The following is a 26332-nucleotide window of genomic DNA, read 5'->3' on the forward strand; positions in this document are numbered from 1 at the left end:
AAGCAGTGATTATGGAAGACGCTCCATTCGTGTACGTGGGTTCGTTTATCTCATCTCTCGAGTGGGGTGGTTGGGAAGCTGCGAGACTCCCGTGGGAGAAAGGAGATAGGCGAGATCCCGCAGGGCGGTAGCCCGAGGAAGCTCGGCGCTCCCCCACAGGAAAGCGAGTTGCTTCCCAGCCACCCCTGACGCTCAACATGGCAACGAATCCCGGAAACATCTCGAAACTGAGTCTTCCACAATCCTGCTAGTTAGTTGAATAACCCTATCCTCTTCATGAAAAGATGGTTTATTGGAATTCGTTGTTTTGGTCTATTTGGACTTCTCCTTGATCGTTGATGGTACACAAAGATATTTCCTCGAAAGAATGGAAGCCTTGCTTTCGGACTTCATTTACGAGCCATTGTTTATTTTTTCGAATCGTTTGAAGGCCACTATATTGTACTTCACCATCAGCAATTAAAACAACAGCATAATCAGAACTGCCGTCATCCTTCCTTTCAAATACCGAAAGCTTCCCTGACGGCTCCAGGATAGCGTAAGCGACATCTCCGACTTGTTGAATGCCATGTTCTCGCAATTGTAATAATAAATCGTTGAAATTATAACGCTGCCGCCTCATCTCTTTTTCATCTACTTTCCCATGTTTTATGATTATGGAGGGTTTTCCGTCGAACCAATTTCTAAACCGCTGATTTTTCAACGAAATCCATGCACTCCCGATTTGGATGGCAAGGAGGACAGCCATGGGGACGATGGCTTTCCAAATAGCCTCATCTGGATTTTCGATAAGAAAGACGGCAATTTCAGCGAGCATGATAAATACGACCAGATCCATCACACTAAGTTCACCAATTTCTCTTTTTCCCATGAAGCGGAAAACAAGAAGGATGATCAAATAGGTGACTAGTGTGCGAATGATAATGCTGAATACAAGCACTCCGAGCACAACCTTTCCTAAAGGTTTCCCTTTAGTTAACATCACCTATTTCTGCTGTTTTATTAGAGAAATGGAAGCAAATAGCGGAACCAAACGTAAATGGATGATACGATTAATGAAAGGATCAAAACCGGGAAGCCGTACAGTGAAAATTTAATAAAAGGAATGGGTTTATTATGGCTGGCTGCTAAGCCGGCGACTACCACATTGGCGGATGCTCCGACAAGGGTACCGTTTCCTCCAAGGCATGCCCCAAGAGCCAAAGACCACCAAACTGGATCGACGTTCATCATTCCATACCCTTGCAGCTCCTGCACGACAGGAATCATCGCAGCTACAAACGGAATATTATCGACCACACCTGAAAGAATCCCTGCACTCCATAGCATCACCATTGAAGTGACCGGCATATCTCCACCTGAGACCCACACCATTCCTCTTGCTAATTCATCGATCACTCCTACTGTTTCTAAACCTCCAACAAGCATAAACAATCCCATGAAGAAAAATAATGTCACCCATTCAACTTCCTGAAAAACATGTTCAACATCAAGCTCTTTTTCTGATAAAAACAGCAATAAAAGGGCTCCACTGACCGCAATGGTCGTTATATCCATGTGGATAAACGGATGCATCATAAAACCGATGATGGTAAGGAGCATGACTGAAATGGATTGAAAGAGTAAAGGAGACATTTTTAAATGTTCCTTTGCATCTACTCTCATTAAATCTTCAGCTAATGCGTGATCATACGTAAGTCCTTTTCGGAATAATAAGATGACGCTTATCGTCACCAGGACAAAAATAATCAATACCACTGGTCCTAGATGATAAAGGAATGATACAAAGCTGAAGTGGTCCACCGCTTGTCCGATCATAATGTTCGGAGGATCACCTATGAGCGTAGCGGTACCACCAATATTCGAGCTGAAAATCGTCATGATTAAATACGGAAACGCCGGAAGTTTCAGACGATCTACAAGGGTTAATAGCACAGGTACAAACAAGAGGACTGTCGTAACATTATCTAAAAAAGCAGACCCTACCGCTGTAAACAGCGCTGTTACAAGCAGAAGTGGAACAGGTCTCCCTTTGACAAGCTGCGCTAACCAAATCGCTAAAAAAGTGAAAATCCCTGTTTTTTTTGTGATAGACACCAACACCATCATAGAAAAAAGGAGGGCAACGGTTTCCCAGTCTATAAAACCAAAGGCTTGTTCCCACTCATAAATTTTTGTCATTAATAGAAGTACGCCACCTGCTACAGCTACCAGTGCACGGTTTAACTTCTCCGTCATAATCAGTACATAGCTAGCTACAAAAATAAGTATTGCGAGTACAGTTGACATAGATCTTCCCCTTTTTGGACGGACTTTACTAATACTTATTCAAGTCCATAGGAAAATATCTGCTTCTATCTATAGAGTTTTCATGCATATAGATAAAAGTGACAAGCATATCAAGGGGGGATGGGATGAAAAAGTTATTGTCAGGGGTCCTGGGGTATGGAGTCGGCTCTATTTTTATTTTGATGATTGTTTTTGCTGGCGTGTTGGCACTTTTACTAAGGTTTACTGGAGTGGAATATGAGACACTCAATCAATTGGCTTTAGTCGCCGGCATTAGCATCCTTGCCATTGGTGGCATGCTGGCTGCTTATAAGGGTGAACAGAAGGGATGGCTTTCTGGAGGGATGACCGGGCTGATCTTCGTCAGTGCGATGATTTTATTTCAGGTCATTTTTGAAAACTCATGGGTGTCCCTGCCTCAGTTGAGCTATTTCGGAGGATTGGTCCTCGCGGCCTGGCTCGGAGGAATGATAGGGGTCAACCTGCCACGTAAAACGGTGAAGAGATGACGGTACGTAAAATCCCGCTACAAGAATATGTAGCGGGATTGCATTTGATTAGCTCAATTTTTCACGTACGGACGAACGATCGAATTTCATTTGAGTACCATCTTGTACAGAAATCACAAGAGTACCTTCATCAATTGCATGAATCGTTCCGTGAAGTCCTCCGATTGTTATAACTCTATCGCCTTTTTGGAGGTCCGACTGCATTTGTTGTACTTGCTTCTGTTTCTTTTGCTGCGGTCGAATCAATAGGAAATAGAAAATGACAAACATTAGAATAATTGGCAGTAAACCTACTAATGTATCCATTTATTTTCCCCCTTTCTAAAAGTTCTTTGCGTTTGGTTTGTTGAAACCATACATTTCAAAGAATTCTTCTCTAAAGTCACCGAGTCGATCTTCTCTAATGGCTTCACGCACTTGCCTCATTAAGTTTAACAGAAAATAAAGATTATGATAAGTCGTAAGTCTGAAACCGAATGTTTCGTTAGCTTTGACTAAATGGCGGATATAAGCACGGCTGTAATTTCTACATGTGTGGCAATCACAATTCTCGTCAATCGGACGGAAATCACGCGCATATTTCGCATTTCTCACTACAAGTCTTCCCTCTGAAGTCATCAGAGTCCCGTTTCTTGCAATTCGTGTTGGGAGTACACAGTCAAACATATCAATGCCACGAATACTGCCGTCAATTAAAGAATCCGGTGAGCCGACGCCCATCAGATAACGAGGCTTTTGATCCGGCATCAGAGGCGTTGTGAATTCAAGAACACGATTCATGACGTCCTTCGGTTCACCAACAGAAAGGCCCCCGATTGCATAACCCGGAAAGTCCATAGATGTCAGGTCACGAGCACTCTGACGACGTAAATCTTCGTACTCTCCGCCCTGAATGATTCCGAATAAACCCTGGTCATGTGGACGTTGGTGTGCTTCCAAGCATCGTTCAGCCCAGCGGCTCGTACGCTCTACCGAGTCTTTCATGTACTTATGCTCGGCTGGATATGGTGGGCATTCATCAAAAGCCATCATAATATCTGGTCCAAGGGAGTTTTGGATGTGCATTGCTTTTTCTGGAGATAAGAAAAGCTTCTCCCCACTAATATGGTTCCGGAAATGGACACCCTCTTCTTCAATTTTTCTAAGGTCACTCAAACTGAAGACCTGGAAGCCTCCGGAATCCGTTAGAATGGACCCATTCCAGTTCATGAACTTGTGAAGACCGCCCGCTTCTTCAATGATGTCTTCTCCTGGACGGAGCCACAAGTGGTACGTATTCGAGAGAATGATTTGTGCGCCCATCCGCTCCAATTCTTCCGGACTCATTGTCTTAACGGTTGCTAGTGTACCGACAGGCATAAACATCGGTGTTTCGAAAGATCCGTGTGGCGTATGGACCTTACCTAAACGTGCGCCTGTCTGCTTACATGTTTTAATCAATTCATATGTGATTGCCATGATTTCTACCCTTTCTCACTCTTGATCCTTAAGATCATTTTATGAACATCGCATCTCCAAAACTAAAGAAACGATACCTTTCCTCTACCGCCTGTTTATAGGCTTCCAAAATAAAATCGCGTCCAGCAAATGCGCTTACCAGCATAATTAGTGTGGACTTCGGCAAATGGAAGTTTGTAATTAAACCATCGATGGCTTTCAGCTTCTGAGGAGGATAAATGAAGATATCCGTCCAACCGCTCGCCTCTTTGAATGTCCCGTGATCACGGATGATCGTCTCGAGGGTTCTAGTGGAGGTCGTCCCAACCGATATGATTCTACCTCCTCTTTCTTTGACAGCATTCAGCTGGTCCGCTGTTTCTTCACTCAACTGATAGAACTCTGCATGCATATCATGTTCCTCAACTTGGTCCACACTGACGGGACGGAAGGTACCAAGCCCTACATGAAGCGTCAAATAAGCGAGTTCGATCCCCTTGGACTGCAAATCCTTTAACAGTTCTTCTGTAAAGTGTAGTCCAGCGGTAGGAGCAGCTGCAGATCCTTCTTCTTTTGCATAAACGGTCTGATACCGGTCTCTATCTGACAGCTGCTCTTTGATATATGGAGGCAAAGGCATCTCTCCTAGAGATTCCAATACTTCGAGGAAAATGCCTTCGTAACTAAATGTAACCTTGCGCCCTCCATGCTCCTGCAATTCCGTACATTCGGCTACAAGCTTTCCTTCTCCGAAAACAATCTTCGTCCCGACTTTCACCTTTTTTGCAGGCTTAACAAGAACGTCCCATTCATCGTCTTCGGTCTGGTGAAGAAGCAGGACTTCCACTTTCCCACCGGTCCCCTCTTTAGCACCGTAAAGCCGAGCAGGTAAAACCTTCGTGTCATTCAATACAAGGCAGTCGCCTTTTTCTAAGTAATCGGTGATTTGAGAAAAATGCCGATGTTCGATGGTTTGTTCATTACGGTCACAAACCATGAGCCGGGAAGCTGTCCGATCTTCTAATGGAACTTGAGCAATCAGCTCCTCCGGTAAATCAAAATCGTATTGCTTAATATCCATGTGAATCCCCTATTCTTATGTTTAATCGGTCAAAATTTTCTTATGAAATAGAAAATCAACGAAAGGACAATGCTCACGATAATGGAGGTCATAATGGGAAAATAGAACGTGACGTTTCCTTTTTTAAAGCTGAGATCGCCTGGTAATTTTCCAAATATACTCCATAGTATACCGATCAATATGAACACAATCCCTATTACAATAAAGATTTTACCAAAGCCCGTCAAGAGCCAGGCACCTCCCTGTTGAAGTGAGCATAGGCTTTAGGTGTGACCACCCGGCCTCTTGGCGTCCGTTGGATATAACCGATTTGCAACAAGAAAGGCTCATAAACATCTTCGATGGTCTGAGACTCCTCTCCAATCGTTGCGGCTATCGTATCCAAGCCTACGGGTCCTCCCTGGAAGCTGTCCATGATCCCTTTCAGCAATTTGTGGTCGATAAAATCAAGACCTTCTGCATCTACTTGAAGCATTTCCAGCGCTTCCTGTGTAGTTTCCTTGCTAATGACGGTCTCCCCTTTTACCTGAGCAATATCGCGGACACGCTTCAACAAGCGGTTGGCAATCCTTGGTGTACCCCTAGAACGACGTGCGACTTCGACAGCTGCCGCACCATCGATTTCAACAGAAAAGATTTCTGCTGTCCGTTCTACAATCGAACAAAGCGCTTTTGTATCGTAATATTCCAGGCGGCTGTGCACCCCGAAGCGATCCCTGAGAGGTGCGGAAAGCAACCCGGCTCGAGTCGTGGCACCGACCAGCGTGAAAGGCGGAAGATCAAGTCTTACAGAGCGCGCGCTCGGCCCAGTACCTACTACAATATCAAGACAGAAATCCTCCATTGCAGGATAGAGGACTTCTTCTACGGAACGGGGGAGGCGATGGATTTCATCAATGAACAGGACATCCCCTGGTTCCAATGAAGACAGAATTGCTGCCAAATCCCCGGCTCTCTCAATCGCTGGACCAGCCGTCGTTCGAAACTGGACGCCCATCTCATTAGCAATGATCGAAGCAAGTGTTGTTTTACCTAAACCAGGAGGCCCATATAACAGCGCATGATCAAGCGGCTCGTTTCGCATTTTTGCCGCTTCAATGAAGATGCTTAGATTATTTTTCACTTGATCCTGGCCAATATACTGCTTCAGAGTTTCTGGTCGTAAACTAAGCTCAATCTCCTGATCGGTATCCTGTTGTTCTCCAGATATCATACGATCTTCCAACATTCATCCCTCCTCACCTTAAGATTTCATAAGTAGCTGCAGCCCTTGTCTAACATAATCATCCACGCTGCCATGTTTGGCTTTTTCAAGTTCTGTACGGACAAACTTCACTTCTTTTTCTGTATAACCTAAAGCTTTTAATGCTTCGATGGCGTCGTCCACTACAGCCCTTTTCTCTTTCGAGGTCAAATCTTCCTGATAGAAAAGGGTGTCCTCATTATCTTCATCAGGAAGCCAGACAATCAATTTCCCTTTCAAATCAAGGATCATCTGACGAGCCGTCTTCTTACCGACTCCTGGAAATTTCGTTAAGTATTTATCGTCTTCTTGCTCAATGGCCGATACGAATTCAGGTACGCTGACTGTTCCAAGTATCGCAAGAGCTCCTTTTGGTCCAATCCCGGAAACGTTTAGTAATTGAGCGAATAGTTGTTTGTCTTCTTTTTTCTTAAAACCGTAAAGCGATTGATTATCTTCTCTTATATAGTGGTACGTATGTACTTTCACTTCATTGTTCATCGCATCTTGAAAATGATATGGATTCGCGCATAGCACTTCGTATCCTATGCCGCCTGTTTCTATAGTGATCGACCCTTCATCGAGTGTCGTCAATTGCCCTTTCACGTAACTAATCATTGTAAAATTCCCTCTCTACCCTTTATTGCTATCCTTCCTATTGTAACATACAAGCACATGTTCGCCCATGCTTAAAAGCCGTAGCTCCCCTTAGAAAAGGCACAAAACAGCCACAACAATTTGCGGCTGTTTCACGTCTGTTATATTTCTTCTTGTTTGGAAAATTGACGGACGACTTGCTCAAAGTGACGATGATCCTTGATTTTGATGCCCTGTTTCAACTCATTCTCTCTTTTTGTCTCCAACGGCTTAATGGGTACAGGTTTAAAAGACTCTATGACCTTCCCTTGATCAGGAAGGCCTTGAAAGACAGCTAACTCCCCATCCTCTGTCAACCCAAAATACCCCGTCTGTTTTGTCAAAGGAGAAATATCTTCAACTTCCCTTTGAAAAACCACTCTGTCCAACTGCTGTTCTTCAACCGTACATCCTTCATAAGATGCCCAAAAGTCCATCATTGACCAAATGGTTTCTTCTTTCTTTGTCGTTTCAGTCACACCATCTATATAATGCTCCTTCAGAATAACCGTCAGTTTCAAAGGTTCAGGCTTCACCAATGTTTCCACTGATTCTGTTTGCTTCTCCTTACCCTGAATGACTCTTTGAGGCGTGTTATCTTGAAAGGTTTTCGGTGGAGTTTGGTCGATCAACGACCAACTCAATACGGCAACGCCTATGGTTAACCCAGCAATCAAGGCCCATCGTTTCATGACAGGATCCCCCCTAAATAAAAATAACTTCTGTTTCTAGTGTGTCCAGAAACAGAAGTTATTATCATAGCAACGGGAGATCACGATAATTTTTCTAGAATTGATTCATCAGCATCAAGGTTGTGATAGACTTCTTGCACATCATCGTTATCCTCGAGCATATCGATCAGCTTCAACATTTTTTCTACGCCTTCTTCACCAAGTTCCGTATAGGTTTCAGGGATCATCGTCACTTCGCTTGTGGTAAACGCATATCCACTAGACTCCAGGGCCTGTTTTACTTCAGAAAAAGATTCAGGATCTGTATAAATCTCAAATTGTTCTTCTGTTGTTTCCATTTCTTCTCCACCGGCTTCAATGACTTCAAGCATCAATTCTTCTTCATCGGCCTCTGTTGTTTCCCGGTCGATGACGAGATAACCTGAGCGGTTGAACATGAAAGAAACGCAACCATTTTCTCCTAAATTGCCATCATTTTTATTGAAAGCGTGTCTGACGTCTGCAGCTGTACGGTTTTTATTGTCCGTCAATACTTTAACCATAACCGCTACTCCGCCAGGACCGTATCCTTCATACGTATATTCTTCATAATTGACACCCTCAAGATCGCCGGTCGCTTTCTTAATGGCGCGATCGATGTTATCTTTCGGCATATTGTTTGATCTTGCTTTATCTACAGCTATACGCAGCGCAGGATTGGTTTCTTGATCCCCGCCTCCTTGTTTCGCCGCCATGAAAATCTCACGAGCAAGCTTCATGAAGAGTTTTCCGCGTTTCGCATCTTGAGCACCTTTTCGATGCTTGATATTACTCCATTTTGAATGGCCAGCCATTGGACATTCTCCTCTCCCAAACAAATCTTTATCAATCTTTGTATTTTTCGTAAGTATACTTACGCATATGACTCTATCCTTAAATATATCACAATCCCCATTCTTCTTAAAAGCGACACCTTCTCTAATCCACCGGCCCTGTTCAATCCCATTTTAAGTATTAGATAAGCTCCCCATTGTGCAAGACTCAGTGTCGAGAAGTTTGTTGGGTGGATGGGGCTGCGGCGAATGGCTCGCTTTCCGCGGGAGCGCGGTGAGCCTCCTCGGACTGCTGTACTGACCCCATATAATTGGACACTATGTAGTTAAGCTGTTGCTTGATATTTATTGCGGAACTGAACCGGGCTCATCCTTAATTTAGACTTGATCCTGCCATTGTTGTATTTTTCCATAAAAGTTGATAGCTCCTGCTTGAAGTGCTCTATACTTTCAAACTCTTTATGATAAAGGAACTCTGATTTCATAATTCCAAAGAAGTTTTCTATTACGGCGTTATCGTGGCAGTTGCCCTTGCGGGACATACTTTGCGTGATGCCTGCTTTTTGTAGACGTTTTCGGTATTGGATCATTTGGTAGTGCCATCCTTGATCGGAATGGATCAGTAATTCATCCGTATCTTTTAAGCGTTCGAGTCCTTTTTCTAACATCTCTCCAACAAGGTTATAGGTCGGGCGTGTTCCAAGCGTGTACGTAATTATTTCTCCATTGAAAAGGTCGAGAATCGGGGAGAGATAAAGCTTTTGGCCGAATAGCTTAAACTCTGTGATATCCGTGACCCATTTTTGATTCGGTTTCTCTGCTTTGAAATTTCGATTTAAGATGTTCTCAGCTACTTTTCCGACTCGGCCTTTATAAGATGAATATTTCTTCATGCGCACAAGGCAGCGAAGACCTAACTCTTTCATCAATCGATACACTTTTTTATGATTGACTGGTCTTCCGTGATTTTGAAGCTCATTCTGAATGCGACGATATCCATACGTACCGTCTTCTCGGTGAAATATGTCTTTAATCTTTTCTTTTAAATCCCGGTCTGGATCCGGCTTACTCATTTGATTAATTTGGTGATAATACGTACTGCGTGAAAGACCAGCCACGTCCACCAATTGCTTCACAGGAAACTCATGCCTTAGTCCGAAGATGATTTGCGCTTTTTGTCTTTTGTCTGCCGGTCCTCTTCTTCGACTAAGGCTTTCAACTTTTTTAAATACGCGTTCTCCATTCGTAGGTATTCTAATTCTTCCTCTACGGATTTAAACGTCTTCTTCGTTTTTTTATTGTTTGGCATTGGAACATTCCCCTTTCGTTTGGACTCAAGGGCTTCCACACCACTATTCTTCCATTTCACGATCCATCTTCGCACCATTGAATAATCAGGGATATGGAAGAGAGCTGAGGCTTCACGAATGGAATACCCTTCGTCTTCTATACATTTAATTACCTTCAGTTTAAATTCTGAGGAATAGTTTGTATAGGGATGCGTAAAAGCTTGACCTCCGTGATACTCATATAATTTAACCCAATAACGTAAAGCAGAGTTGTCTACGCCAATCTGTTTAGCAAGATGACGGTAGCTTATCGTTTCATCAATATATCGGCGGACGGCCTGGAATTTGTCTTCTTTCGTAAATTTATTCAAGGTGATTCCCCCTTCAATCAGAGTTAGAAGGTGTCCAACTCTTGGGGGTCACTTCACTGCGTCCTGTGGGGTCTCACCAAGCACTTTTTTCCCGCAGGAGTCTCCCCATTCCCCTCCGCCCTCTTTGCCATATAACGATCTCAAAACCACTTCCGGAATAAGCTGCTTTTATGCACATGGCAATTGAATGGGAATGAACTCCAAAGGACGCTATTCTGCATGCGAAAAGCTTGTTATAGAGCGCTTTATGCTTATAACATCAGGAAGTGGAAGGCACCCTCCCACAGTAAAGAGGTTCGTTTCTCACCTTCATGGAATGGGGTGGTTGGGAAGCTGCGAGACTCCCGTGGGAGAAAGGAGATAGGCGAGATCCCGCAGGACGTAGTCCGAGGAAGCTCGGCGCTCCCCCACAGGAAAGTGTTCGAATGCGGAATCGCCCTGGTAGACACGACTGGCATAAGTAGGACAGCAACGGAATGTGCTTTTCATTCCTTTGCTGTCCTACTTATGACGCGAGTGTCTGGGCGATGGAGCTAGACGAGTAGCTTCCCAACCACCCCTTACTCTCAAACAGGCAACGACCCCCGGAAACATCTCGAAATCGAGTCTTCCACAATCCTGCCATATACTTTACTAACTAATCATCCACTTCACTCTTTACAGACAAAGAAAGCTTATTGATTGAAGAAATTGCCCATGCGTTCTCTGATCTTCTTAGGAGCTTCGGATGTATCCTGGCGTGAATTGAAGTTTTTCATTTGGTCCCAGCTGCTATTGTTCGTGTAGACGATCAAGTCTTTATCTGTCACTTGCTTTACCTTGGCTTCTATTTTATCCGGTATCGTCTCATCTCTCATATCATACGGGTTAATCATGACAGCTACATACACTTTATCATCAGTCGAATAAGCTTGAGTCATGGTGATTTCCTTCAATTCATTCACTTTTTCCACGACAGCCATGGCATCTTCATTATTGAAATCATTATCGTGTGAGCGATTCGTTTCGCCAAACTTCGCATTTCTGAACTCTTCCTCTGCTGTTCGTTTAAAGTAACTGTCTTTTCCTGTAGGAATTTGCCCCCGGCGTTCTATCGCCCCATCTTGATCGTAACCAAGGGGTTGATAAGGGGATGATTCTTCTTCCTTCGGTTCAGCGGTTTCTTCCGACTGACACGCAAACATAAACAACGAGGTCAACATAAGAATACTAACAATTTTCCACATAAAAACATTCTCCTTTTACCCTTACTATGGGTCCAAGAAGAATGTTTTAGTCTGTCAATATTCGCCAAGTTTACTTCGGAGGTGCAGGAGGTAGCTGACGTTTGTGAGCGGAACGCTTATGCATCGCTTCAATGATGTTACGATCTTCTTCAGGAATCTCTTCACCCTTCAAGTGACGATCAATCATATCATAACTCGTGCCCATTTCGTTCTCATCTGTCTGCCCTTCCCACAATCCTGCACTTGGTTGTTTATGGATGACTTCATCAGGCACACCTAAATATTCAGCCATTTCTCGAACTTCACCTTTAGTCAGGTTTGCGAGTGGGACGAGATCAACGCCTCCATCTCCGAACTTCGTGAAGTAACCTGTATACCATTCTGCTGCATTATCTGTACCGACAACTAAGTATTTATGGTTGGTGGCTATTGTATACAGAGTACTCATTCGTAACCGGGCTCTTAAATTAGCATCGGCTAACTTTTCTTGTTCTTCATTCAAAGAGCCAGCATCGTTCAATTGCTGCTTGATCGTTGAAAACATGACGTTATGTGTTTCTGTCAAATCAACCGTCATAACAGGCAATTCGCATGCTTCCACAACACTTTTCGCATGGATTTGATCATCGGACTGACTTTTACAAGGCATAATGACTCCCAGGGATCTGTCAGGGAATGCTTTTTTAATTAGATTGGCAACGACAGCGGAATCGATTCCACCACTGACTCCCACGACCAACCCTTCCACTTTTGCTTCTTTTACTTGTTCCTGAAGCCACGACACGATTTTTTCAACTTTTTGTTTCACCGGATTGTTCATCCTTTCACACATATGATACCTAATCATAGCATATGCTCAGCATATCGGACAAACTTCTTCCGGTTCTCCCATGCCTTTTCTAATTTTCTCATGTGCCTGGTCACTGATGCTTCTTCCCTTAAACTTAACCGGTATCCATATAGCCACTCCCTCAAAAGGTCAGCGGGGACGAGGATGCCTTTCCACCAGATCTCTTTGTCAGTAACGTGAGGAAAATACGGCAGCAATGTAGATTTTCTAAGCTCCACATATGGTAAAAAACGCTGAGCTAGTTGAATGTGATCATATAAACGGGGTCCTGTATGCAAAAGGTCAAAATCAATCATTTTAATATTCTTATCAGCATCGACAATGAAATTATGATGAGCCACATCTCCATGGAGCCATTCATGACGGTCCCAGGCCCTCTCCTCAACTTCTCCCCAGGGATGATCCGTAAAATCCTCCAGGCGCTTGCTCATGCAAGCATGCAGTTCCTGAAACATTTCCCGCTTCCGTAACTCCGTGAATAAATCTTTCGTTTCTTCAAATTGTTCTAAACGCCTTTCCCATTTTACATATAAGGGATCCTTCGGAATCGACAAAACTCCAATTCCTTTGGTGGTTCGGTGAAAATGATGGAGGATCCGGACCGCTTGTTTTCGATCCTTATGCCGGCTGAAGTCTGCATGCCTTCCTTCCACGCGTTCAAATAATGCCCAGTCACAACCAAGTTTGCTGATGGTAAATACTCGATCATAGAAAGGATACGGCCTTGCAGCTATTTTATAGGCATAATTCCAGTGATCGAAAAACTCTACTTGTTTTTCAATCACATGAAATCTGCGATATCCCTTCAAAATAAAAGGCAGCCCTTCATACTTTACTTTATATACCTTCGGTTTGATGGTCTGTTCATATTCAATCGGAAGCTTTTCCTCCGTTTGCATCCATTGAAAAAGGCGATCCGTGTATGAATCGCCCATTCGATGTTCAGCTTTCATCTACATCATCTTCCCTCCAAGGCTGCTGATATCCTTGGCCCATCTGCTGGGGATCCCACTGTCCCATTTGTTGTGGGTTCGGTTGACCCCAACCTTGCTGTGGCTGACCCCAACCCATGTGGGGAGGCTGCTGTTGTCCATAACCCATCGGATGCTGCATGCCCCCATATGGTGCTTGCTCCCATGGCTGCTGAGCACCATAAGTAGGCTGACCCCATGGTCCCATCATCGGTCCATATGGTTGCGGTCCCTGTCCTCCTCCGCATCCACAGTCCCCACCTGCTTGCACGCCTTGGACCATATCATCGCTTGATTCATCCCCCATCATGGGCTGCTGCATCGGCATCGGCTGTGGGTGCATAGGCATGTGCATCGGCATCATAACAGGATAAGGTGGGCAGCAATAAAAGTCTGTATGAACCAACTGTGGTTGCATTGGTTGCTGCATCGCCTGCGGTTGCATTGGTTGCTGCATTGGCTGCTGCATTGGCTGCATGGGTTGATAATAAGGCTGCTCGGGCATAGAAGCTTGTTCCGGAGATTTCATCCCCTTCACTTCTTCCATCTTTTCACCTTTTATTTCTTCTTTCAGAGCCTCTTTAGGCGATTCTTCTTTAGGCTGTGGCATCGGCATTTGGGGAAGGTGGAAAGTTGTATAATAATTTTGCATCTGCTGATCAATACTCGGCATGGTAATCGGCATATTCATATTGATAGGCTGCATCGGCTTCATCGGTTTTTCCATAACACCTTTAGCTACTGGCTTCTTCTCATCTTCTTTAATCTTCGGAATCGGCTTTGGTGTTGTATCTTTATATGGTGGTTGAGAAGGCATTTCCTTCTTTGGTGCTGGTGCTTGTTGTTTAGGGGCCTCTTTCTTAGGAGCCTCTTTTTTCACTTGCTTTGTACCTTGAGGGACTTTGATTTTCATACCCGGCATAATCATATCAGGATTGGAAAGCTGGGTATTCATGGATTTCAACTGTTCAAAGTCGACCCCATATTTCTTGGCAATGTTCCAGAGTGTATCTCCTTTTTGTACAATGTGAATTCTCACATCTGCAACTCCCTTCCTGTAATTCTGTAAAAACAATAAGGCAATAATAGCTTCATAACACTCTATGCAACACAAGCCAAAACATTGATGAAAAAGCCTATAATAATTTGATAAAAAATATAAACAAACCCCAGAATCCCTATTAACAAAGGGATTCTGGGGTTATGAGGGTTAAGCTTATTTCACAGGACTCGGGACATCAACCTGGTAACTCGGATACGTTCCGAGCACCTTCAGCTGACAGCCCAACGCTTCAAGTTCTGCCTGCACGCCAGGAAAAAGCACGTGATCGTATGGTTGATCGACATCTATCAAGAAAAAGTAGTTACCAAGACCGGTCTTCAGCGGCCTTGATTCAATTTTCGATAAGTTCATTTTTCTCCATGCAAAGGCTGCGAGCACTTGATGCAAGGCTCCGACATAATCCTTTGGCAATGTAACCATAACCGTCGTTTTGTGCTTCGTTACAGGATGATCTTTCACTTTCAAAGTGGTCGGGACCTTCTGGACGACCGCAAACCGCGTATGGTTATTATCATAATCATGGATATCCGTATCCATAAATCTTAACCCGTTTTGCTCTGCCGCTAAATGGTTGGCAATCGCAGCGACACCTGGACCTTCACTTGCTACAACTTCAGCCGCTTTCCCTGTCGAAGCTGTGTATTCAACTTCAGCATTTGGATACTGGGTGTGCAAATACTGGTGACACTGAGCAATGGCATGGCTGTGAGAATAAACTTTTTTAATTTCCCCTTCATGATCCGGATGGACGAGGAGGTGTTGTTTGATTGGAACCGTAAGCTCTGCAATAATCGATTGGTTAACGTGATGGACGAGATAATCGACCGTCAAGTGCACAGAACCTTCGATCGCATTTTCAATCGGGACAACGGCCGTACTGGTTTCCCCTGCCTCCACGGCATCCAGACAGGCAGGAATATTCTCGTATCCGACGAACTCTCCACCTTCAAACAAAGCATCCACTGCCATTTTTGTAAACGTACCCTTTGGTCCTAAATATCCAATCCGTTGTTCCGTCATGATTTCCCCTCCAATTAAGCTCCCGTACTTAAGATCTCTACACGATCTACAAAATCTAACTTGTGCAGTTGCTGCAACAATTTTTCTATGCTGTCTTCCATTCCGGAAGTATTCAAAGAGAGCGTCACATTCGCTTTACCCTGAAGAGGAATTGTCTGATGAATGGTCAAAACATTACAACCCGATTGAGCAACCGTCAATAACAAATTCGACAACGTTCCTTTTCGGTCTTCAAGGTGGAAGAACAATGTAATCATTTGCTCTTTGACCATCGCCTGAAAAGGAAAAACAGCATCTCTATATTTATAAAAAGCACTGCGGGATAAGCCCACTTGCTGGACAGCCTCAAAAATGGACTCCACTTTCCCCCGCTCCAATAATTCTTTCGCCTCGATGGTCTTCATCATAGCTTCAGGAAGAATGTCGCTACGGACTAAATAAAATTTTTCATTATAATCCGCCATGAAAAATCCTCCCCTTTAATCGACAAACTCAAATTCATAATCCATCAATCTAACCGTGTCGCCATCTTTCGCTCCGCGTTTTCTGAGCGCTTCATCCACACCCATACTCCGCATCTGACGGGCGAAACGGTTGATGGATTGGTCATGGGAGAAGTCTGTTCTTTTGAACAGTGATTCAATCTTCTCCCCATATAAGACGTAGGCACCGTCGTCATCACGAGTAATCTTAAATGGCGCTTCTTCTTTTTCAAATTTGTAAATGACTCGCTCATCCACTTCTTCTACCTGTTCTTCCTGCTTCGGAATTTGATCCAATTTGTCTGCTACGGCATACAACAATTCATCCAGCCCGTCCCGTGTTACTGTAGAGATTGAATAGATTGGAATGTCATCATTGCCAAGCTGCTCCTTGAACCGTTCTAAATTTTCTTTTGAATCAGGAATATCCATTTTATTCGCTACAATGATTTGAGGACGACTTTCTAACCGTTGATCATACGATGATAATTCATTATTAATCGTTATATAATCCTCATATGGATCGCGGCCTTCCATTCCAGACATATCAATGACATGAAGCAGCAAACGCGTCCGCTCGACATGTCGTAAGAATTGATGTCCGAGACCGACTCCTTCATGTGCTCCTTCGATAAGCCCGGGAAGGTCGGCCATTACGAAACTACGATGGTCCTGACTTTCTACCACTCCAAGGTTTGGAGAAAGAGTGGTGAAGTGATAATCCGCGATTTTCGGTTTTGCAGCGGTTACGACCGATAAGAATGTCGATTTACCGACACTTGGAAAACCGACTAATCCGACATCTGCCAACAGTTTTAACTCAACCACAACGTCAAGTTCTTCCCCTGGTTCCCCATTTTCAGCAATTTCAGGAGCGGGATTTCTAGCCGTAGCGAAACGAGCATTTCCACGTCCTCCACGACCACCTTTAGCAATGACTGCTCTTTGTTTATGGTCCGTCAAATCAGCGATAACTTTATCTGTTCCCGCTTCTTTCACTGTCGTCCCAGGAGGAACACTGATAACCAGTGGATCAGCGTTTTTTCCATGCTGCTTCTGGTTCATTCCATTTTCACCTTTAGCCGCTTTAAAGTGGTGTTGATACCTGAAGTCCATCAATGTGTTGAGACCTTCATCGACTTCGAAAATGACATCTCCGCCATTTCCACCGTCACCACCAGCAGGTCCACCTCTTGGTACAAATTTTTCACGACGGTAAGCCACAAGACCATTCCCACCGTCTCCACCTTTTACAAATACTTTCACCTGATCGACAAACATGTCTATTCACCTCTTCATTCTATTGTCATTTCAATAGAAAGTTCTTTACTGTCAAAAATCGTTGAAATAAATCCTTCTTCACTGAGCCTCTCCTTCAAACGTTCCGGCTCATGAAATAGACCTTCCCATTCCCAGCTCAACCCAAGCGTATCCTGACCACCTACATAGATGGTACATGTACCTTCATAAAGTTCTTCATTTCCAATATGTCCATCCATGATTTCAATCATCCGTTTCCCATAAGCCAACAATGTATGATCATGACGGGATAAATCAACTTCTCCCCTTATGAAATACCGCAGTCGGTAGGTCTTATGTACCCAATTAAAAGATAGCAGCCACAAAGGAAATTGTAGAGCATCACTGTTCAATAATTTCCTTTCTTCTTCTGCCTCTTCTTTTATTTCTTCCATTTGTAACAGCAAGCGATCTTGCTTTCCAAGGGTAGCGTATCCTTGAAGCAATTGAATTTGATTCATCCAGTCATGACGCTTATGCCTGAGCAGCGCAATGATTTCTTTTTCTTCCATCCTTTCAGCTCCCTCGTTCAACCCATAATAATAAAAAGTATAGCAAAAATTCAAGGAAACAAAAAACCTAAACGTATAAGGATCAATTTGCATGTTCCGTTACTTTCGGGTAGGTGAATGGGAAAGACGTGAATCCCTTGATTATGCATGAGTTAGATGGGATCTATGGAACCTCTTACCTCACAACAACTAGTGAAATATTTCTTTTACAAACTTGCTACATAGAAATAATGAAGTTGAGGATATAAAAAAGCCGCGCTTATGCGAAAAGCAAAGCGCGGCTTTTTTGCTGATGGACTATTCGCTTACGCTTCCTGTGCTACAGGATAAACGCTGACTTTTTTACGGTTACGTCCGTAACGTTCGAATTTAACAACACCGTCCACTTTCGCGAACAATGTGTCGTCTCCACCACGGCCAACGTTCGCACCAGGGTACACCTTTGTACCGCGTTGACGGTAAAGGATGGAACCAGCAGTTGCTTGTTGTCCGTCTGCACGTTTAGCTCCAAGACGTTTGGACTCAGAGTCACGACCGTTTTTTGTACTACCTACACCCTTCTTCTGGGCGAAAAACTGCAAATCAAGACGTAGCATGAGTCTTCACCTCCTTATCGTTGGGATATTTTCATATATTGATCGTATTCTTGTTCAATCGTTTCCAAGGACACCTGCATGCCTTCCAATAAGGTTTGAGCTTTTGCATGAATGAATTCATCCAAATTTTCAGGAAGAGTGATTTTCAAATAACCACCTTCACCACCTTGTTCGACATCAGGTTCGAATCCACAAAGACTGATAACAGCATTGACAGCACCGAACGAAACAGCCGATACGGCTGCGCAGACGAGGTCATGACCATAAGGGCCACTCTCCGCATGTCCGGATATTTCAAAACCTGTAATTTCTCCTTGTGAGCGAAACATCGATACTTGTATCATCCGATACGAACCTTACGCGTTGATTTCTTCAACGACAAGTTTCGTGTATGGCTGACGATGACCTTGTTTGCGCTTGTAGTTCTTTTTAGGCTTGTATTTGAAGACAGTCAATTTCTTCTGAAGGCCTTGTTTTTCAACTTTAGCTGTTACAGAAGCACCATCAACGAATGGAGCACCAACTTTCGTGTTATCTCCACCTACGAAAAGAACTTTGTCAAAAGTGATAGACTCACCAGCTTCTACGTCCATTTTTTCAACATAGATCTCCTGGCCTTTTTCTACTTTTACCTGCTTACCACCAGTTTCAATAATTGCGTACATACTTGCACCTCCTCAATATACTCAGACTCGCCATTCAGGTACCGGAAATCGGTTTTAAAACCTGTTCTGCGCGGTTGTAGCAACGGAGTGCTACTAGAATAACAAAACAATGTTACCACAGATCAAAACAAGTTGTCAACATGATATCCGCGACGCTGAACAGCTTCCCGGATCATGTCTAAAGACCCTTCAAGCTCTATTTGATAGCCAGAGATGTCAGCATCCTGCCTAACAAACAGCTCCTGTGGAATTTTACTAGAAATCGGCTCAGAAAGCAATCGTTTTTTGCAATCCATAAACGCCGGGTGCACAGCAATAATCAGGGCCTCCGCTTCTCTCCTTTGAAGAAGCTCTCTCTCTAAACGATAAACAGCCGTCTCATCCGTAAAATTCACTTCCTTAGGGTTGGTTAATAAAGAAGGGAGGCTGGCACTTTCCCTTTTCCTCGTCAGTTCTAAAAGCCCTAACCTAGTCATGCCGAACACGTTTGTCTTCGTAGGATCCTCTTTCACCAGCTTCCTCATTTCTGAGACGAGCTGCTTCTCTTTGTTCTCATTTTTCATTGAAATGAAATCAATTAGAATAATGCCAGATAAATTTCTTAAACGAATCTGCTTTTGAATTTCTTTTGCAGCTAGCATATTGACATCAAGGGCCTGGGAGTTTGAAAATGACCGCTCTTTGACTTTATGACTGTTAACATCGATCACTGTCATCGCTTCCGTTTCTTCAATGACTAAGCTCACACCATTATTCATCTCAACAAGAGGCTGGATGATTTGCTCCTGAAGACGGGAAAAGGAAACAGGCAGTTTTCCTTCCACATCCCTTTCCCAACGGATGCGTTTTCCTAAAGAAGGAAACTTTTCTTTTAAACGCTTAGACGTGTTCGCATCATCGATGAGCACTTCTTGAATTGTAGTCGCTGGAAATTTGCGAATGAATGTATCTGGAATGCTCGGTTCACTCCATAAGCAGCAAGGTTGATTGATTTCTTTCTGTTCCATCGTTTTCCACTCATCCCGAAGCCCTCTCAACTCTTCTCTAACGGTGTCGGGAGCGACGTCTCCAGCTGCCGTCCGTATGATACAGCCTTCAGAACTTTCGAATTCCTGCTCCAACCACGATTCCAGCTCAGCTTTTTTCTCGACCTCCAGCTTTCGCGAAAAAGATAGTTTCCCTTGAGCAAAAGGCTGATAGACAGTAAACAACCCAGGTAAAGTCACGTTAGCGGTCAATGGAGCACCTTTATTTCCCACAGGTTCCTTAATCGCTTGTACAATAACCCTCTGCCCTATATTCAATGCTGTAGTCAATTTCCCTTCACACCAGGGAACCATTTCCTTTCGTAGAAAACCTGAGCGCTCCTGTCCGATGTCAATAAAGGCTGCGTCCAAACCTTGATCCACCCGCTCTACTTTCCCTAAAAAAATAGAGCCCGTAAGCTTTTCAGCACCGGGCCGGTCGATAACATATTCATGGATTTCCCCATTTTCAATGACCACTCCCGATTTTTCAGCTGCCTTTGTATGTAATACTATTTTTCTCATGTCATCCCTCATTATATAGCGGTTTCAGCAATGTCCCGTACTCTTAAATGAGGCTTCTTTTGTTCAAAAAAAGCCCGGAGACACTCTTGTTCATCTACTATATAGAAAGGATTCGTATGTTTCAATACATACTTGTGGCGCCGATTGGAATGGATGTTCTTCAGCACATCACGGACAAGCGTTTCCTTATGAACGTTTACATACTTGGTTTTCAATGTTTCCCTGTCTTGATACGTGCAATAAAGAAGATAGCGCATCATTGTGTAAGACTTCCGTTTCCATTCGAGGATGTTTTCAATGATTAAAAAGGCGGTCAAAAGGATGGCAGCTAACGTCCAGCGCCCTCCCGTGAACATCCAGCATCCAGCGATTGCCATGAATAGGAGCGATAGACTAAGAGCTACAGCCAAACTCATCCTGAATGCAAAGAAACGATTCAATAAATAAAAGAGCAATTTACCCCCATCTAACGGCCAAACCGGGAGCATATTAAAAAGAAAAATAACCCCATTATAAAAGAAGGCGGCATCTAATAAAGGGTGAACGCCTATTATGGATTGAATAGTCATGAGTAGGACAAAGATCCACAGATGCTGAAAAGGACCAGCCATGACCACCATCATCTGCTCTCGGAAGGGCCTTGTGTTGTGTTCTTCGCTCACGACAGCCCCGCCGAACAGCCAGATTTCCATTTTTTCCACACGCCATTCAAACCGTTTGGCCATAAGGAAATGGCCCAGTTCATGAACAAACACAATAGAAAACAATACGATAAATTCATAGATCGCCCCAGTTAACAGTGCAGAAAGAGCGAGCAAAAAGAAGAGGGGATGAATATGGATATAGTCGTGAAATTTAAGGACCTTCATTCACTTTAATCACCTGTACTGGGTCTAGAAATGTATTGTCTTTTTCAATGGCGAAGAAAAATTCCGCTGCCTGCCCCTCTTCTGCTTTCACGGATCCCAAATCCTTTTGCGATTGGACATGTTCATATAAATGGACATCGATGGATGATAAATATCCGTACGTGGTTTTCGTTCCATCTTCATGCTGTAAGACAACAGTCTTCCCTGACTCCGAGTCATTGCCTGCAAAAATGACAGTTCCTTCCCGGACTGCTTTTACTTGAGAGCCATTTTCCGTCGTTAAAATAATTCCCTTGCCATCATTTTGAAATGAAGTTGTCACGGTTCCATTCACAGGCATCGCGAGAGCTTCCTGCCCCGTTTCATCTTCGGGCTGGATCACCTGCAGGGGATCTCCAAAACGGTCGCTGTACCACGCGGTTACTGTGGCAAAAGGGAATTCTTCCTGCATTTGGCTGACCGCCCAATCGCCGGGTACTTTAACAATAGCCAGGTCTGTATTTTTTCCTAATGCTACAACGGCAAACAATAAAACAGCGAACAACACTTGCATGCCTAAGCGACTCGTAGCACTTGAAGGCTCTTCCTTCTTTACTGGTTTATGACCATAGTCATTTACAAGCGGGGGGTAGCCATGCATCTCTTCATCTTGGGGTGGAGAGAAAACTCCAGGCGGGCTTGTCCCTTTACGATGCATTTTTCTCTTTTTACGATCGGCTATATTCTTGCGCACATCACGAATGTTCTTCTTCACAACCAAACCCCTCTCTACGTCTTTTTCTATCAGTCTATGGGACAAGAAGGTGGTTTATTAATTCAAAATAAAAAAACCTGCCACAGACTGTGACAGGTGAAACGATCGTTATGTGCGCATACCGAAGAATTTCTTCACTTTTGCGAGAACGCCCCGCTCTTCATCGAGTTTCATAAGAGGTACCGTTTCCCCGAGAATTCTTCTTGCAATGTTTCTATAAGCGAGAGAAGCTTTTGAATTCGGCTTCATGGCCACAGGCTCCCCACTATTGGATGCTTTGATGACCGCATCATCATCAATGACGATGCCCAATAGATCAATAGACAGGACATTGACGATTTCATCAACATCCAACATGTCTCCGTTTTTCATCATATGATTCCGGATACGGTTGATCACCAGTTTCGGAGATTCCATCTCTTCCTGCTCCAACAGACCAATAATCCGGTCTGCATCACGGACGCTTGATTTCTCAGGGGTTGTGACGACAATCGCCTTGTCCGCACCTGCAACCGCATTTTTGTACCCTTGTTCAATCCCTGCCGGGCAATCGATGACGATATAATCATACTCTTGCTTCAGTTCCTGAACAATGGCTTTGACCGCTTCCGGGGTCACTTCAGATTTATCCGATGTCTGGGCCGCCGGAAGCAAATGCAGGCAGTCAAAACGCTTATCCGTAATTAAGGCCTGTTTCGTTTTGCAACGCTCGTTTACGACATCGACAATGTCATAGATGATGCGGTTTTCAAGCCCCATCACGACATCCAAATTTCTGAGACCGATATCAGTATCAACGAGACACACCTTTTTCTTCTGCAAGGCCAAAGCGGTCCCCAGGTTCGCAGTAGTTGTCGTCTTTCCGACCCCTCCCTTTCCAGAGGTAATGACTATCGCTTCACCCATTGATCATTCTCCTTTCAAAACTAACCAGATCCGGTCTCTTTTTTACAACTTCTTGTATTCGATCAATACGAATTTTTTCTATGGACTCATCAATGAACCCACATTCCATATACACACCCTCCGATTCATAGTCTGGAGAGCGGCTTAACTGATCGGCAATTCTAAGCTGGCTCGGCTGCATGTAGGAGGATGCAATCACTGCATTCGTATCCCCTTCGAATCCTGCATGCGCAATCCCGCGCAAACTTCCCATGACAAAAATGTTGCCTGTGGCTTTGATTTGTCCACCAGGGTTCACATCACCAATCAAAAGCAGATCCCCCTTGACTTCAACTAACTGCCCAGAACGGACGGTTTTAGCTAAAGGGGTGATTTCCGTATTCTCTTTCCACTCAAGAGCTTCCTTTTTCGTCAAAACATCCGACTCGATTTTTTCAACGACGAGCTTCTGTTTTTCCCGGACAACTTCTGTGAGCTTTTCTTTTTGTTCTTCATTCAAATACCTGTTGCCAAGCTTAATCGTCACACGGATCATCGGATGTTCGTCTGTCAATCCGTTCATTGACAATTGGTTTTGTAATTCTTTTAAAAGGGATGAGAAGGAACATTGATCGTCCAAATGCAATGTCAGACCGTCCCTCGTACCTTTAATCATCACCTTTTGCACATTAGCAGCCATAGGCTCTTTCACCTCAAACCTCAAACATTTCCACCAGATTAGATATTGCTCACTTCTTCTCCCCAGGCATAGACTTTTTCCTTCACGAGTGGATATAGAATGATGAAGAAAATCATATTCGCTGCCAGGGTGGGCAGCAATCTCAATAGAGAGTATTCTCCCCAAGTCATGGATGTAATTTGTACGAATGAATAAATGATATACAGCATCGTATCAGCTAAAGCCACACCGACGACCGCCAATAAGGATGCCGCAAAAAAATTGGCATGCAGCCATTTGTTTAAACCATGCACCGTATATATGATCAGGGTGTATGTAATCATATATACCCCAAGCACGCCTGTGTAGATCACATCAATCAATAAGCCGAAAGCAAGACCATACCAGACAGCATTGTACGTATCGTCCTTGTCATAGAAAATGGCAATGATCAAAAGGAATATCAATATCCAATGGGGGGTCATAAGCAAATCAGAGTACACAAGATTAGCCGGCAGCATACTCATGGCCATTCCCTGCATGATCAAGAAAAACAAACATAAGAGCGCAATGAAGTATCGACTCATGATGCTTCTTCCTCCTGTTCAGCTTCCGTATCCACCGTTTCAGCTGTACGATCGACAACCATCACATGATTGATATCAAACAAATCAGCAAACGGTTCTACATAGGCGGTTTGTGTCAGCCCAAACTGATCATTGACGACTTCTTCAACCGTTCCGATTCTCAAGTTGCTCGGGAAAACCCCTCCCAACCCAGATGAGATCACAGTGTCTCCCGGCTTAAGCTCTTCATCCAATTTGATTTCTTCTAGTAATAGGCGTCCGGTTTCATCATCATAGCCTTCAATCAGACCGAAGGCTTCATCCTGATCCTCCCGAACGACCCAGGCAGAAATTTTATTCGAACGATCAAACCCACTTAATAATTGAACCGTGGAATGAAAAGCACCAACAGACTTAATTTTCCCGATTAGACCGTCACTTGTCATGACGGCCATATCTTTTTCAACGCCGTGCTCTTCCCCTTTATTGATGGTCATCTGCTCAAACCAACGGTCTGAACTTCTTGCAATGACCGTTGCCTGCACAGGGGAATAATCACTTAAACTATCTGACTTATCCAAAGTTTGCTGAAGCTCACCAATTTCACTACGAAGTCTTTGATTTTCCTGTATGACCCCCTTGTATTCAGAGAGCCTCGCTTTCAATACTTCGTTCTGTTCATAAACACCAAACATATCTTGAATATTTTCAATGGTATTGTCCACAAGACTGACCGGTTTATGGAAGATGGTTTGCATCCAACCGACCGAATCCTGGAGAAACTTCTCGGGTGTGCTTAACGAATCACGGTCACGGATTGAAAAGCCGATTAATGCTACGAGTACGATAAATCCTACTAATACAATCATCAGTCTTTTTCTACGAAATAACGAAGGCATAACGAGCTAAACTACTCCATTTTCGCCCGGCTTGCTACATTCGGTTGAGAACGGAAATGATGGATATACTCCAAGGACTTCCCTGTTCCAACCGCGACACAATCCAGGGGGTTGTCGGCAATAAATACGGGCATGTTCGTTTCTTCACTGATGACTGTATCGATGTTCCTTAGCAAGGCGCCTCCCCCGGTAAGGACAATCCCGCGCTCCATGATATCCGCCGCTAGTTCTGGAGGTGTTTTTTCTAATGTATTTTTGACCGTTTCTATAATTGAATCAATCGTATCTTTCATAGCACTTACAATTTCGTCGCTTTGAATCGTAATGGTTTTCGGCAGACCGCTGAGCAAATCCCGTCCCCTAATATCCATTTCGTCAACTTCAGAGACGTTTCCTGCTCCACCCAATTCCATCTTCACTTCTTCAGCCGTACGTTCACCAATCATCAAGTTGTACTTTTTGCGTACATGCTGAATGATATTGTCATCCATCTCGTCTCCTGCTATGCGGATAGACTGGCTTGTAACGATTCCACCAAGAGAGATGATGGCAACTTCTGTCGTGCCCCCACCAATATCAACGACCATGCTTCCGGTTGGTTCCCATACTGGAAGGCCTGCACCGATGGCAGCCGCAAATGGTTCCGCAATCGGATAAGCTTCTTTGGCTCCCGCCTGTTTTGTTGCATCAATGACCGCACGCTCTTCAACCATCGTAATGCCAGAGGGTACACAAACCATGACATTTGGTTTACTTGCAAAAGAGGAACGCGTTTTTAACGCCTTTTTTATATAATATTTCATCATTTGAGCAGTCGTATCATAATCGGCAATCACGCCATCCTTCATCGGTCGGATAACATTTATGTAACCTGGCGTTCGCCCGATCATGTTCCGCGCATCATTTCCGACAGCTTCAATGTCACCGGTTTGTGTATTTTTGGCAACAACCGAAGGCTCTCGAACAATGACTCCTTTACCTTTCAAAAAGACAAGTGTATTTGCAGTGCCCAAATCAATTCCTAAATCTTGAGAGAATCCAAAAATCCCCAATAATATCTTCCTTTCTAAAACCCGCTTTCCTATCA

31 protein-coding genes and 1 other annotated feature are annotated in these 26332 nt (G+C 43.9%); of the genes, 1 reads left to right on the forward strand and 30 read right to left on the reverse strand.

Annotated features, from left to right (window positions below; all coding sequences use genetic code 11):
- Positions 1 to 289: 289 nt before the first annotated feature.
- A complete protein-coding gene (locus DYE48_RS04250; RefSeq protein WP_115822544.1) occupies positions 290 to 982 on the reverse strand; it encodes a DUF421 domain-containing protein in 693 nt (230 codons plus the stop codon).
- Positions 983 to 1002: 20 nt separating this feature from the next.
- The gene (locus DYE48_RS04255) at positions 1003 to 2289 is read right to left on the reverse strand and encodes an ArsB/NhaD family transporter (protein WP_115822545.1); all 1287 of its coding nucleotides are present in this window, start codon (positions 2287 to 2289) and stop codon (positions 1003 to 1005) included.
- Positions 2290 to 2414: 125 nt separating this feature from the next.
- Here DYE48_RS04255 and DYE48_RS04260 point away from each other — a divergent pair, with 125 nt between their 5' ends.
- Positions 2415 to 2798: a TIGR04086 family membrane protein gene (locus tag DYE48_RS04260; protein ID WP_115822546.1), complete on the forward strand. Its 384-nt coding sequence runs from the start codon at positions 2415 to 2417 to the stop codon at positions 2796 to 2798.
- Positions 2799 to 2846: 48 nt separating this feature from the next.
- Here the strand turns inward: DYE48_RS04260 and yajC are convergent, their stop codons facing one another.
- The 28 genes from yajC to DYE48_RS04405 all read right to left on the reverse strand — a co-directional run bounded on the left by yajC (position 2847) and on the right by DYE48_RS04405 (position 26297).
- Positions 2847 to 3104 carry a preprotein translocase subunit YajC gene (gene yajC / locus DYE48_RS04265; RefSeq protein ID WP_115822547.1) on the reverse strand — a complete coding sequence of 86 codons (258 nt, stop codon included), beginning with the start codon at positions 3102 to 3104 and terminating at the stop codon, positions 2847 to 2849.
- 15 nt (positions 3105 to 3119) lie between these two features.
- Positions 3120 to 4259 carry a tRNA guanosine(34) transglycosylase Tgt gene (gene tgt / locus DYE48_RS04270; protein ID WP_115822548.1) on the reverse strand — a complete coding sequence of 380 codons (1140 nt, stop codon included), beginning with the start codon at positions 4257 to 4259 and terminating at the stop codon, positions 3120 to 3122.
- A 31-nt stretch (positions 4260 to 4290) separates the two neighbouring features.
- Positions 4291 to 5316: a tRNA preQ1(34) S-adenosylmethionine ribosyltransferase-isomerase QueA gene (queA, locus tag DYE48_RS04275; protein ID WP_115822549.1), complete on the reverse strand. Its 1026-nt coding sequence runs from the start codon at positions 5314 to 5316 to the stop codon at positions 4291 to 4293.
- Positions 5317 to 5345: 29 nt separating this feature from the next.
- Positions 5346 to 5543 carry a DUF2905 domain-containing protein gene (locus DYE48_RS04280; protein WP_089652644.1) on the reverse strand — a complete coding sequence of 66 codons (198 nt, stop codon included), beginning with the start codon at positions 5541 to 5543 and terminating at the stop codon, positions 5346 to 5348.
- A complete protein-coding gene (gene ruvB / locus DYE48_RS04285) occupies positions 5540 to 6541 on the reverse strand; it encodes a Holliday junction branch migration DNA helicase RuvB (RefSeq protein WP_115822635.1) in 1002 nt (333 codons plus the stop codon). Before ruvB ends, DYE48_RS04280 begins: the two co-directional genes overlap by 4 nt.
- Positions 6542 to 6559: 18 nt before the next feature.
- Entirely contained in the window at positions 6560 to 7177 is a 618-nt protein-coding gene (gene ruvA, locus DYE48_RS04290; RefSeq protein WP_115822550.1) for a Holliday junction branch migration protein RuvA, read from the reverse strand.
- A gap of 140 nt (positions 7178 to 7317) precedes the next feature.
- On the reverse strand, positions 7318 to 7887 hold the full coding sequence (locus DYE48_RS04295) for a BofC C-terminal domain-containing protein (protein ID WP_115822551.1): 570 nt from the start codon (positions 7885 to 7887) through the stop codon (positions 7318 to 7320).
- Between the two features lie 80 nt (positions 7888 to 7967).
- Complete coding sequence (locus tag DYE48_RS04300; RefSeq protein WP_115822552.1) at positions 7968 to 8720, reverse strand: YebC/PmpR family DNA-binding transcriptional regulator; 753 nt, start codon at positions 8718 to 8720, stop codon at positions 7968 to 7970.
- 305 nt (positions 8721 to 9025) lie between these two features.
- Positions 9026 to 10359 (reverse strand): IS3 family transposase gene (locus tag DYE48_RS04305; protein WP_115822553.1). Its coding sequence is split into 2 segments (ribosomal slippage): positions 9026 to 9912 and positions 9912 to 10359, totalling 1335 coding nucleotides; the frame shifts between segments, so codons are not numbered across the junction.
- Between the two features lie 674 nt (positions 10360 to 11033).
- On the reverse strand, positions 11034 to 11585 hold the full coding sequence (locus tag DYE48_RS04315; protein WP_115822555.1) for a YhcN/YlaJ family sporulation lipoprotein: 552 nt from the start codon (positions 11583 to 11585) through the stop codon (positions 11034 to 11036).
- Positions 11586 to 11655: 70 nt separating this feature from the next.
- Entirely contained in the window at positions 11656 to 12393 is a 738-nt protein-coding gene (gene nadE / locus DYE48_RS04320; RefSeq protein WP_115822556.1) for an NAD(+) synthase, read from the reverse strand.
- Positions 12394 to 12428: 35 nt separating this feature from the next.
- The gene (locus tag DYE48_RS04325; protein WP_115822557.1) at positions 12429 to 13388 is read right to left on the reverse strand and encodes an aminoglycoside phosphotransferase family protein; all 960 of its coding nucleotides are present in this window, start codon (positions 13386 to 13388) and stop codon (positions 12429 to 12431) included.
- Positions 13378 to 14445 (reverse strand): SafA/ExsA family spore coat assembly protein, encoded by a 1068-nt coding sequence (gene safA / locus DYE48_RS21530; protein ID WP_115822558.1) that lies wholly within the window; start codon positions 14443 to 14445, stop codon positions 13378 to 13380. The genes DYE48_RS04325 and safA overlap by 11 nt, the downstream gene beginning before the upstream one ends.
- Before the next feature lie 177 nt (positions 14446 to 14622).
- On the reverse strand, positions 14623 to 15489 hold the full coding sequence (pheA, locus tag DYE48_RS04335; protein ID WP_115822559.1) for a prephenate dehydratase: 867 nt from the start codon (positions 15487 to 15489) through the stop codon (positions 14623 to 14625).
- A gap of 14 nt (positions 15490 to 15503) precedes the next feature.
- Positions 15504 to 15953 (reverse strand): ACT domain-containing protein, encoded by a 450-nt coding sequence (locus tag DYE48_RS04340; RefSeq protein WP_115822560.1) that lies wholly within the window; start codon positions 15951 to 15953, stop codon positions 15504 to 15506.
- 15 nt (positions 15954 to 15968) lie between these two features.
- Positions 15969 to 17252: a GTPase ObgE gene (obgE, locus tag DYE48_RS04345; protein ID WP_115822561.1), complete on the reverse strand. Its 1284-nt coding sequence runs from the start codon at positions 17250 to 17252 to the stop codon at positions 15969 to 15971.
- Between the two features lie 14 nt (positions 17253 to 17266).
- A complete protein-coding gene (locus DYE48_RS04350) occupies positions 17267 to 17782 on the reverse strand; it encodes a Spo0B domain-containing protein (protein WP_115822562.1) in 516 nt (171 codons plus the stop codon).
- 305 nt (positions 17783 to 18087) lie between these two features.
- Complete coding sequence (gene rpmA, locus DYE48_RS04355) at positions 18088 to 18378, reverse strand: 50S ribosomal protein L27 (protein WP_035509352.1); 291 nt, start codon at positions 18376 to 18378, stop codon at positions 18088 to 18090.
- 14 nt (positions 18379 to 18392) lie between these two features.
- Entirely contained in the window at positions 18393 to 18722 is a 330-nt protein-coding gene (locus DYE48_RS04360; RefSeq protein ID WP_089652656.1) for a ribosomal-processing cysteine protease Prp, read from the reverse strand.
- Between the two features lie 12 nt (positions 18723 to 18734).
- Positions 18735 to 19043 carry a 50S ribosomal protein L21 gene (gene rplU / locus DYE48_RS04365; RefSeq protein WP_089652657.1) on the reverse strand — a complete coding sequence of 103 codons (309 nt, stop codon included), beginning with the start codon at positions 19041 to 19043 and terminating at the stop codon, positions 18735 to 18737.
- A 13-nt stretch (positions 19044 to 19056) separates the two neighbouring features.
- Positions 19057 to 19129: a sequence feature (ribosomal protein L21 leader region), on the reverse strand.
- Positions 19130 to 19165: 36 nt separating this feature from the next.
- Complete coding sequence (locus tag DYE48_RS04370; RefSeq protein WP_167449442.1) at positions 19166 to 20593, reverse strand: ribonuclease E/G; 1428 nt, start codon at positions 20591 to 20593, stop codon at positions 19166 to 19168.
- An 11-nt stretch (positions 20594 to 20604) separates the two neighbouring features.
- Positions 20605 to 21462, reverse strand: a complete 858-nt coding sequence (locus DYE48_RS04375; protein WP_115822564.1) for a site-2 protease family protein — start codon at positions 21460 to 21462, stop codon at positions 20605 to 20607.
- The gene (locus DYE48_RS04380; RefSeq protein ID WP_089652660.1) at positions 21449 to 22216 is read right to left on the reverse strand and encodes a M23 family metallopeptidase; all 768 of its coding nucleotides are present in this window, start codon (positions 22214 to 22216) and stop codon (positions 21449 to 21451) included. Before DYE48_RS04380 ends, DYE48_RS04375 begins: the two co-directional genes overlap by 14 nt.
- A 108-nt stretch (positions 22217 to 22324) precedes the next feature.
- Positions 22325 to 23122 (reverse strand): septum site-determining protein MinD, encoded by a 798-nt coding sequence (minD, locus tag DYE48_RS04385; RefSeq protein ID WP_089652661.1) that lies wholly within the window; start codon positions 23120 to 23122, stop codon positions 22325 to 22327.
- Positions 23115 to 23801: a septum site-determining protein MinC gene (minC, locus tag DYE48_RS04390; protein ID WP_115822565.1), complete on the reverse strand. Its 687-nt coding sequence runs from the start codon at positions 23799 to 23801 to the stop codon at positions 23115 to 23117. The genes minD and minC overlap by 8 nt, the downstream gene beginning before the upstream one ends.
- A 38-nt stretch (positions 23802 to 23839) precedes the next feature.
- A complete protein-coding gene (mreD, locus tag DYE48_RS04395; RefSeq protein ID WP_115822566.1) occupies positions 23840 to 24367 on the reverse strand; it encodes a rod shape-determining protein MreD in 528 nt (175 codons plus the stop codon).
- A complete protein-coding gene (gene mreC / locus DYE48_RS04400) occupies positions 24364 to 25215 on the reverse strand; it encodes a rod shape-determining protein MreC (RefSeq protein WP_341865607.1) in 852 nt (283 codons plus the stop codon). The genes mreD and mreC overlap by 4 nt, the downstream gene beginning before the upstream one ends.
- A 41-nt stretch (positions 25216 to 25256) precedes the next feature.
- Complete coding sequence (locus DYE48_RS04405) at positions 25257 to 26297, reverse strand: rod shape-determining protein (RefSeq protein ID WP_115822568.1); 1041 nt, start codon at positions 26295 to 26297, stop codon at positions 25257 to 25259.
- Between the last annotated feature and the right edge of the window lie 35 nt (positions 26298 to 26332).

This window comes from Halobacillus trueperi, from assembly GCF_003386945.1.
Lineage (GTDB): Bacteria > Bacillota > Bacilli > Bacillales > Halobacillaceae > Halobacillus > Halobacillus aidingensis.

Coding starts and splice junctions, on each gene's coding strand:
- DYE48_RS04300 (WP_115822552.1), bottom strand. CDS start 8,720: ATGGCTGGCCATTCAAAATGGAGTAATATCAAGCATCGAAAAGGTGCT.
- yajC (WP_115822547.1), bottom strand. CDS start 3,104: ATGGATACATTAGTAGGTTTACTGCCAATTATTCTAATGTTTGTCATT.
- minD (WP_089652661.1), bottom strand. CDS start 23,122: ATGGGTGAAGCGATAGTCATTACCTCTGGAAAGGGAGGGGTCGGAAAG.
- DYE48_RS04325 (WP_115822557.1), bottom strand. CDS start 13,388: ATGAAAGCTGAACATCGAATGGGCGATTCATACACGGATCGCCTTTTT.
- pheA (WP_115822559.1), bottom strand. CDS start 15,489: ATGACGGAACAACGGATTGGATATTTAGGACCAAAGGGTACGTTTACA.
- mreD (WP_115822566.1), bottom strand. CDS start 24,367: ATGAGTCGATACTTCATTGCGCTCTTATGTTTGTTTTTCTTGATCATG.
- DYE48_RS04370 (WP_167449442.1), bottom strand. CDS start 20,593: ATGAGAAAAATAGTATTACATACAAAGGCAGCTGAAAAATCGGGAGTG.
- mreC (WP_341865607.1), bottom strand. CDS start 25,215: ATGATTGTATTAGTAGGATTTATCGTACTCGTAGCATTAATCGGCTTT.
- rplU (WP_089652657.1), bottom strand. CDS start 19,043: ATGTACGCAATTATTGAAACTGGTGGTAAGCAGGTAAAAGTAGAAAAA.
- DYE48_RS04340 (WP_115822560.1), bottom strand. CDS start 15,953: ATGGCGGATTATAATGAAAAATTTTATTTAGTCCGTAGCGACATTCTT.
- DYE48_RS04350 (WP_115822562.1), bottom strand. CDS start 17,782: ATGGAAGAAAAAGAAATCATTGCGCTGCTCAGGCATAAGCGTCATGAC.
- obgE (WP_115822561.1), bottom strand. CDS start 17,252: ATGTTTGTCGATCAGGTGAAAGTATTTGTAAAAGGTGGAGACGGTGGG.
- minC (WP_115822565.1), bottom strand. CDS start 23,801: ATGGCTGCTAATGTGCAAAAGGTGATGATTAAAGGTACGAGGGACGGT.
- DYE48_RS04260 (WP_115822546.1), top strand. CDS start 2,415: ATGAAAAAGTTATTGTCAGGGGTCCTGGGGTATGGAGTCGGCTCTATT.
- DYE48_RS04360 (WP_089652656.1), bottom strand. CDS start 18,722: ATGATACAAGTATCGATGTTTCGCTCACAAGGAGAAATTACAGGTTTT.
- queA (WP_115822549.1), bottom strand. CDS start 5,316: ATGGATATTAAGCAATACGATTTTGATTTACCGGAGGAGCTGATTGCT.
- DYE48_RS04255 (WP_115822545.1), bottom strand. CDS start 2,289: ATGTCAACTGTACTCGCAATACTTATTTTTGTAGCTAGCTATGTACTG.
- ruvA (WP_115822550.1), bottom strand. CDS start 7,177: ATGATTAGTTACGTGAAAGGGCAATTGACGACACTCGATGAAGGGTCG.
- DYE48_RS04295 (WP_115822551.1), bottom strand. CDS start 7,887: ATGAAACGATGGGCCTTGATTGCTGGGTTAACCATAGGCGTTGCCGTA.
- DYE48_RS04315 (WP_115822555.1), bottom strand. CDS start 11,585: ATGTGGAAAATTGTTAGTATTCTTATGTTGACCTCGTTGTTTATGTTT.
- rpmA (WP_035509352.1), bottom strand. CDS start 18,378: ATGCTACGTCTTGATTTGCAGTTTTTCGCCCAGAAGAAGGGTGTAGGT.
- DYE48_RS04375 (WP_115822564.1), bottom strand. CDS start 21,462: ATGAAGGTCCTTAAATTTCACGACTATATCCATATTCATCCCCTCTTC.
- DYE48_RS04250 (WP_115822544.1), bottom strand. CDS start 982: ATGTTAACTAAAGGGAAACCTTTAGGAAAGGTTGTGCTCGGAGTGCTT.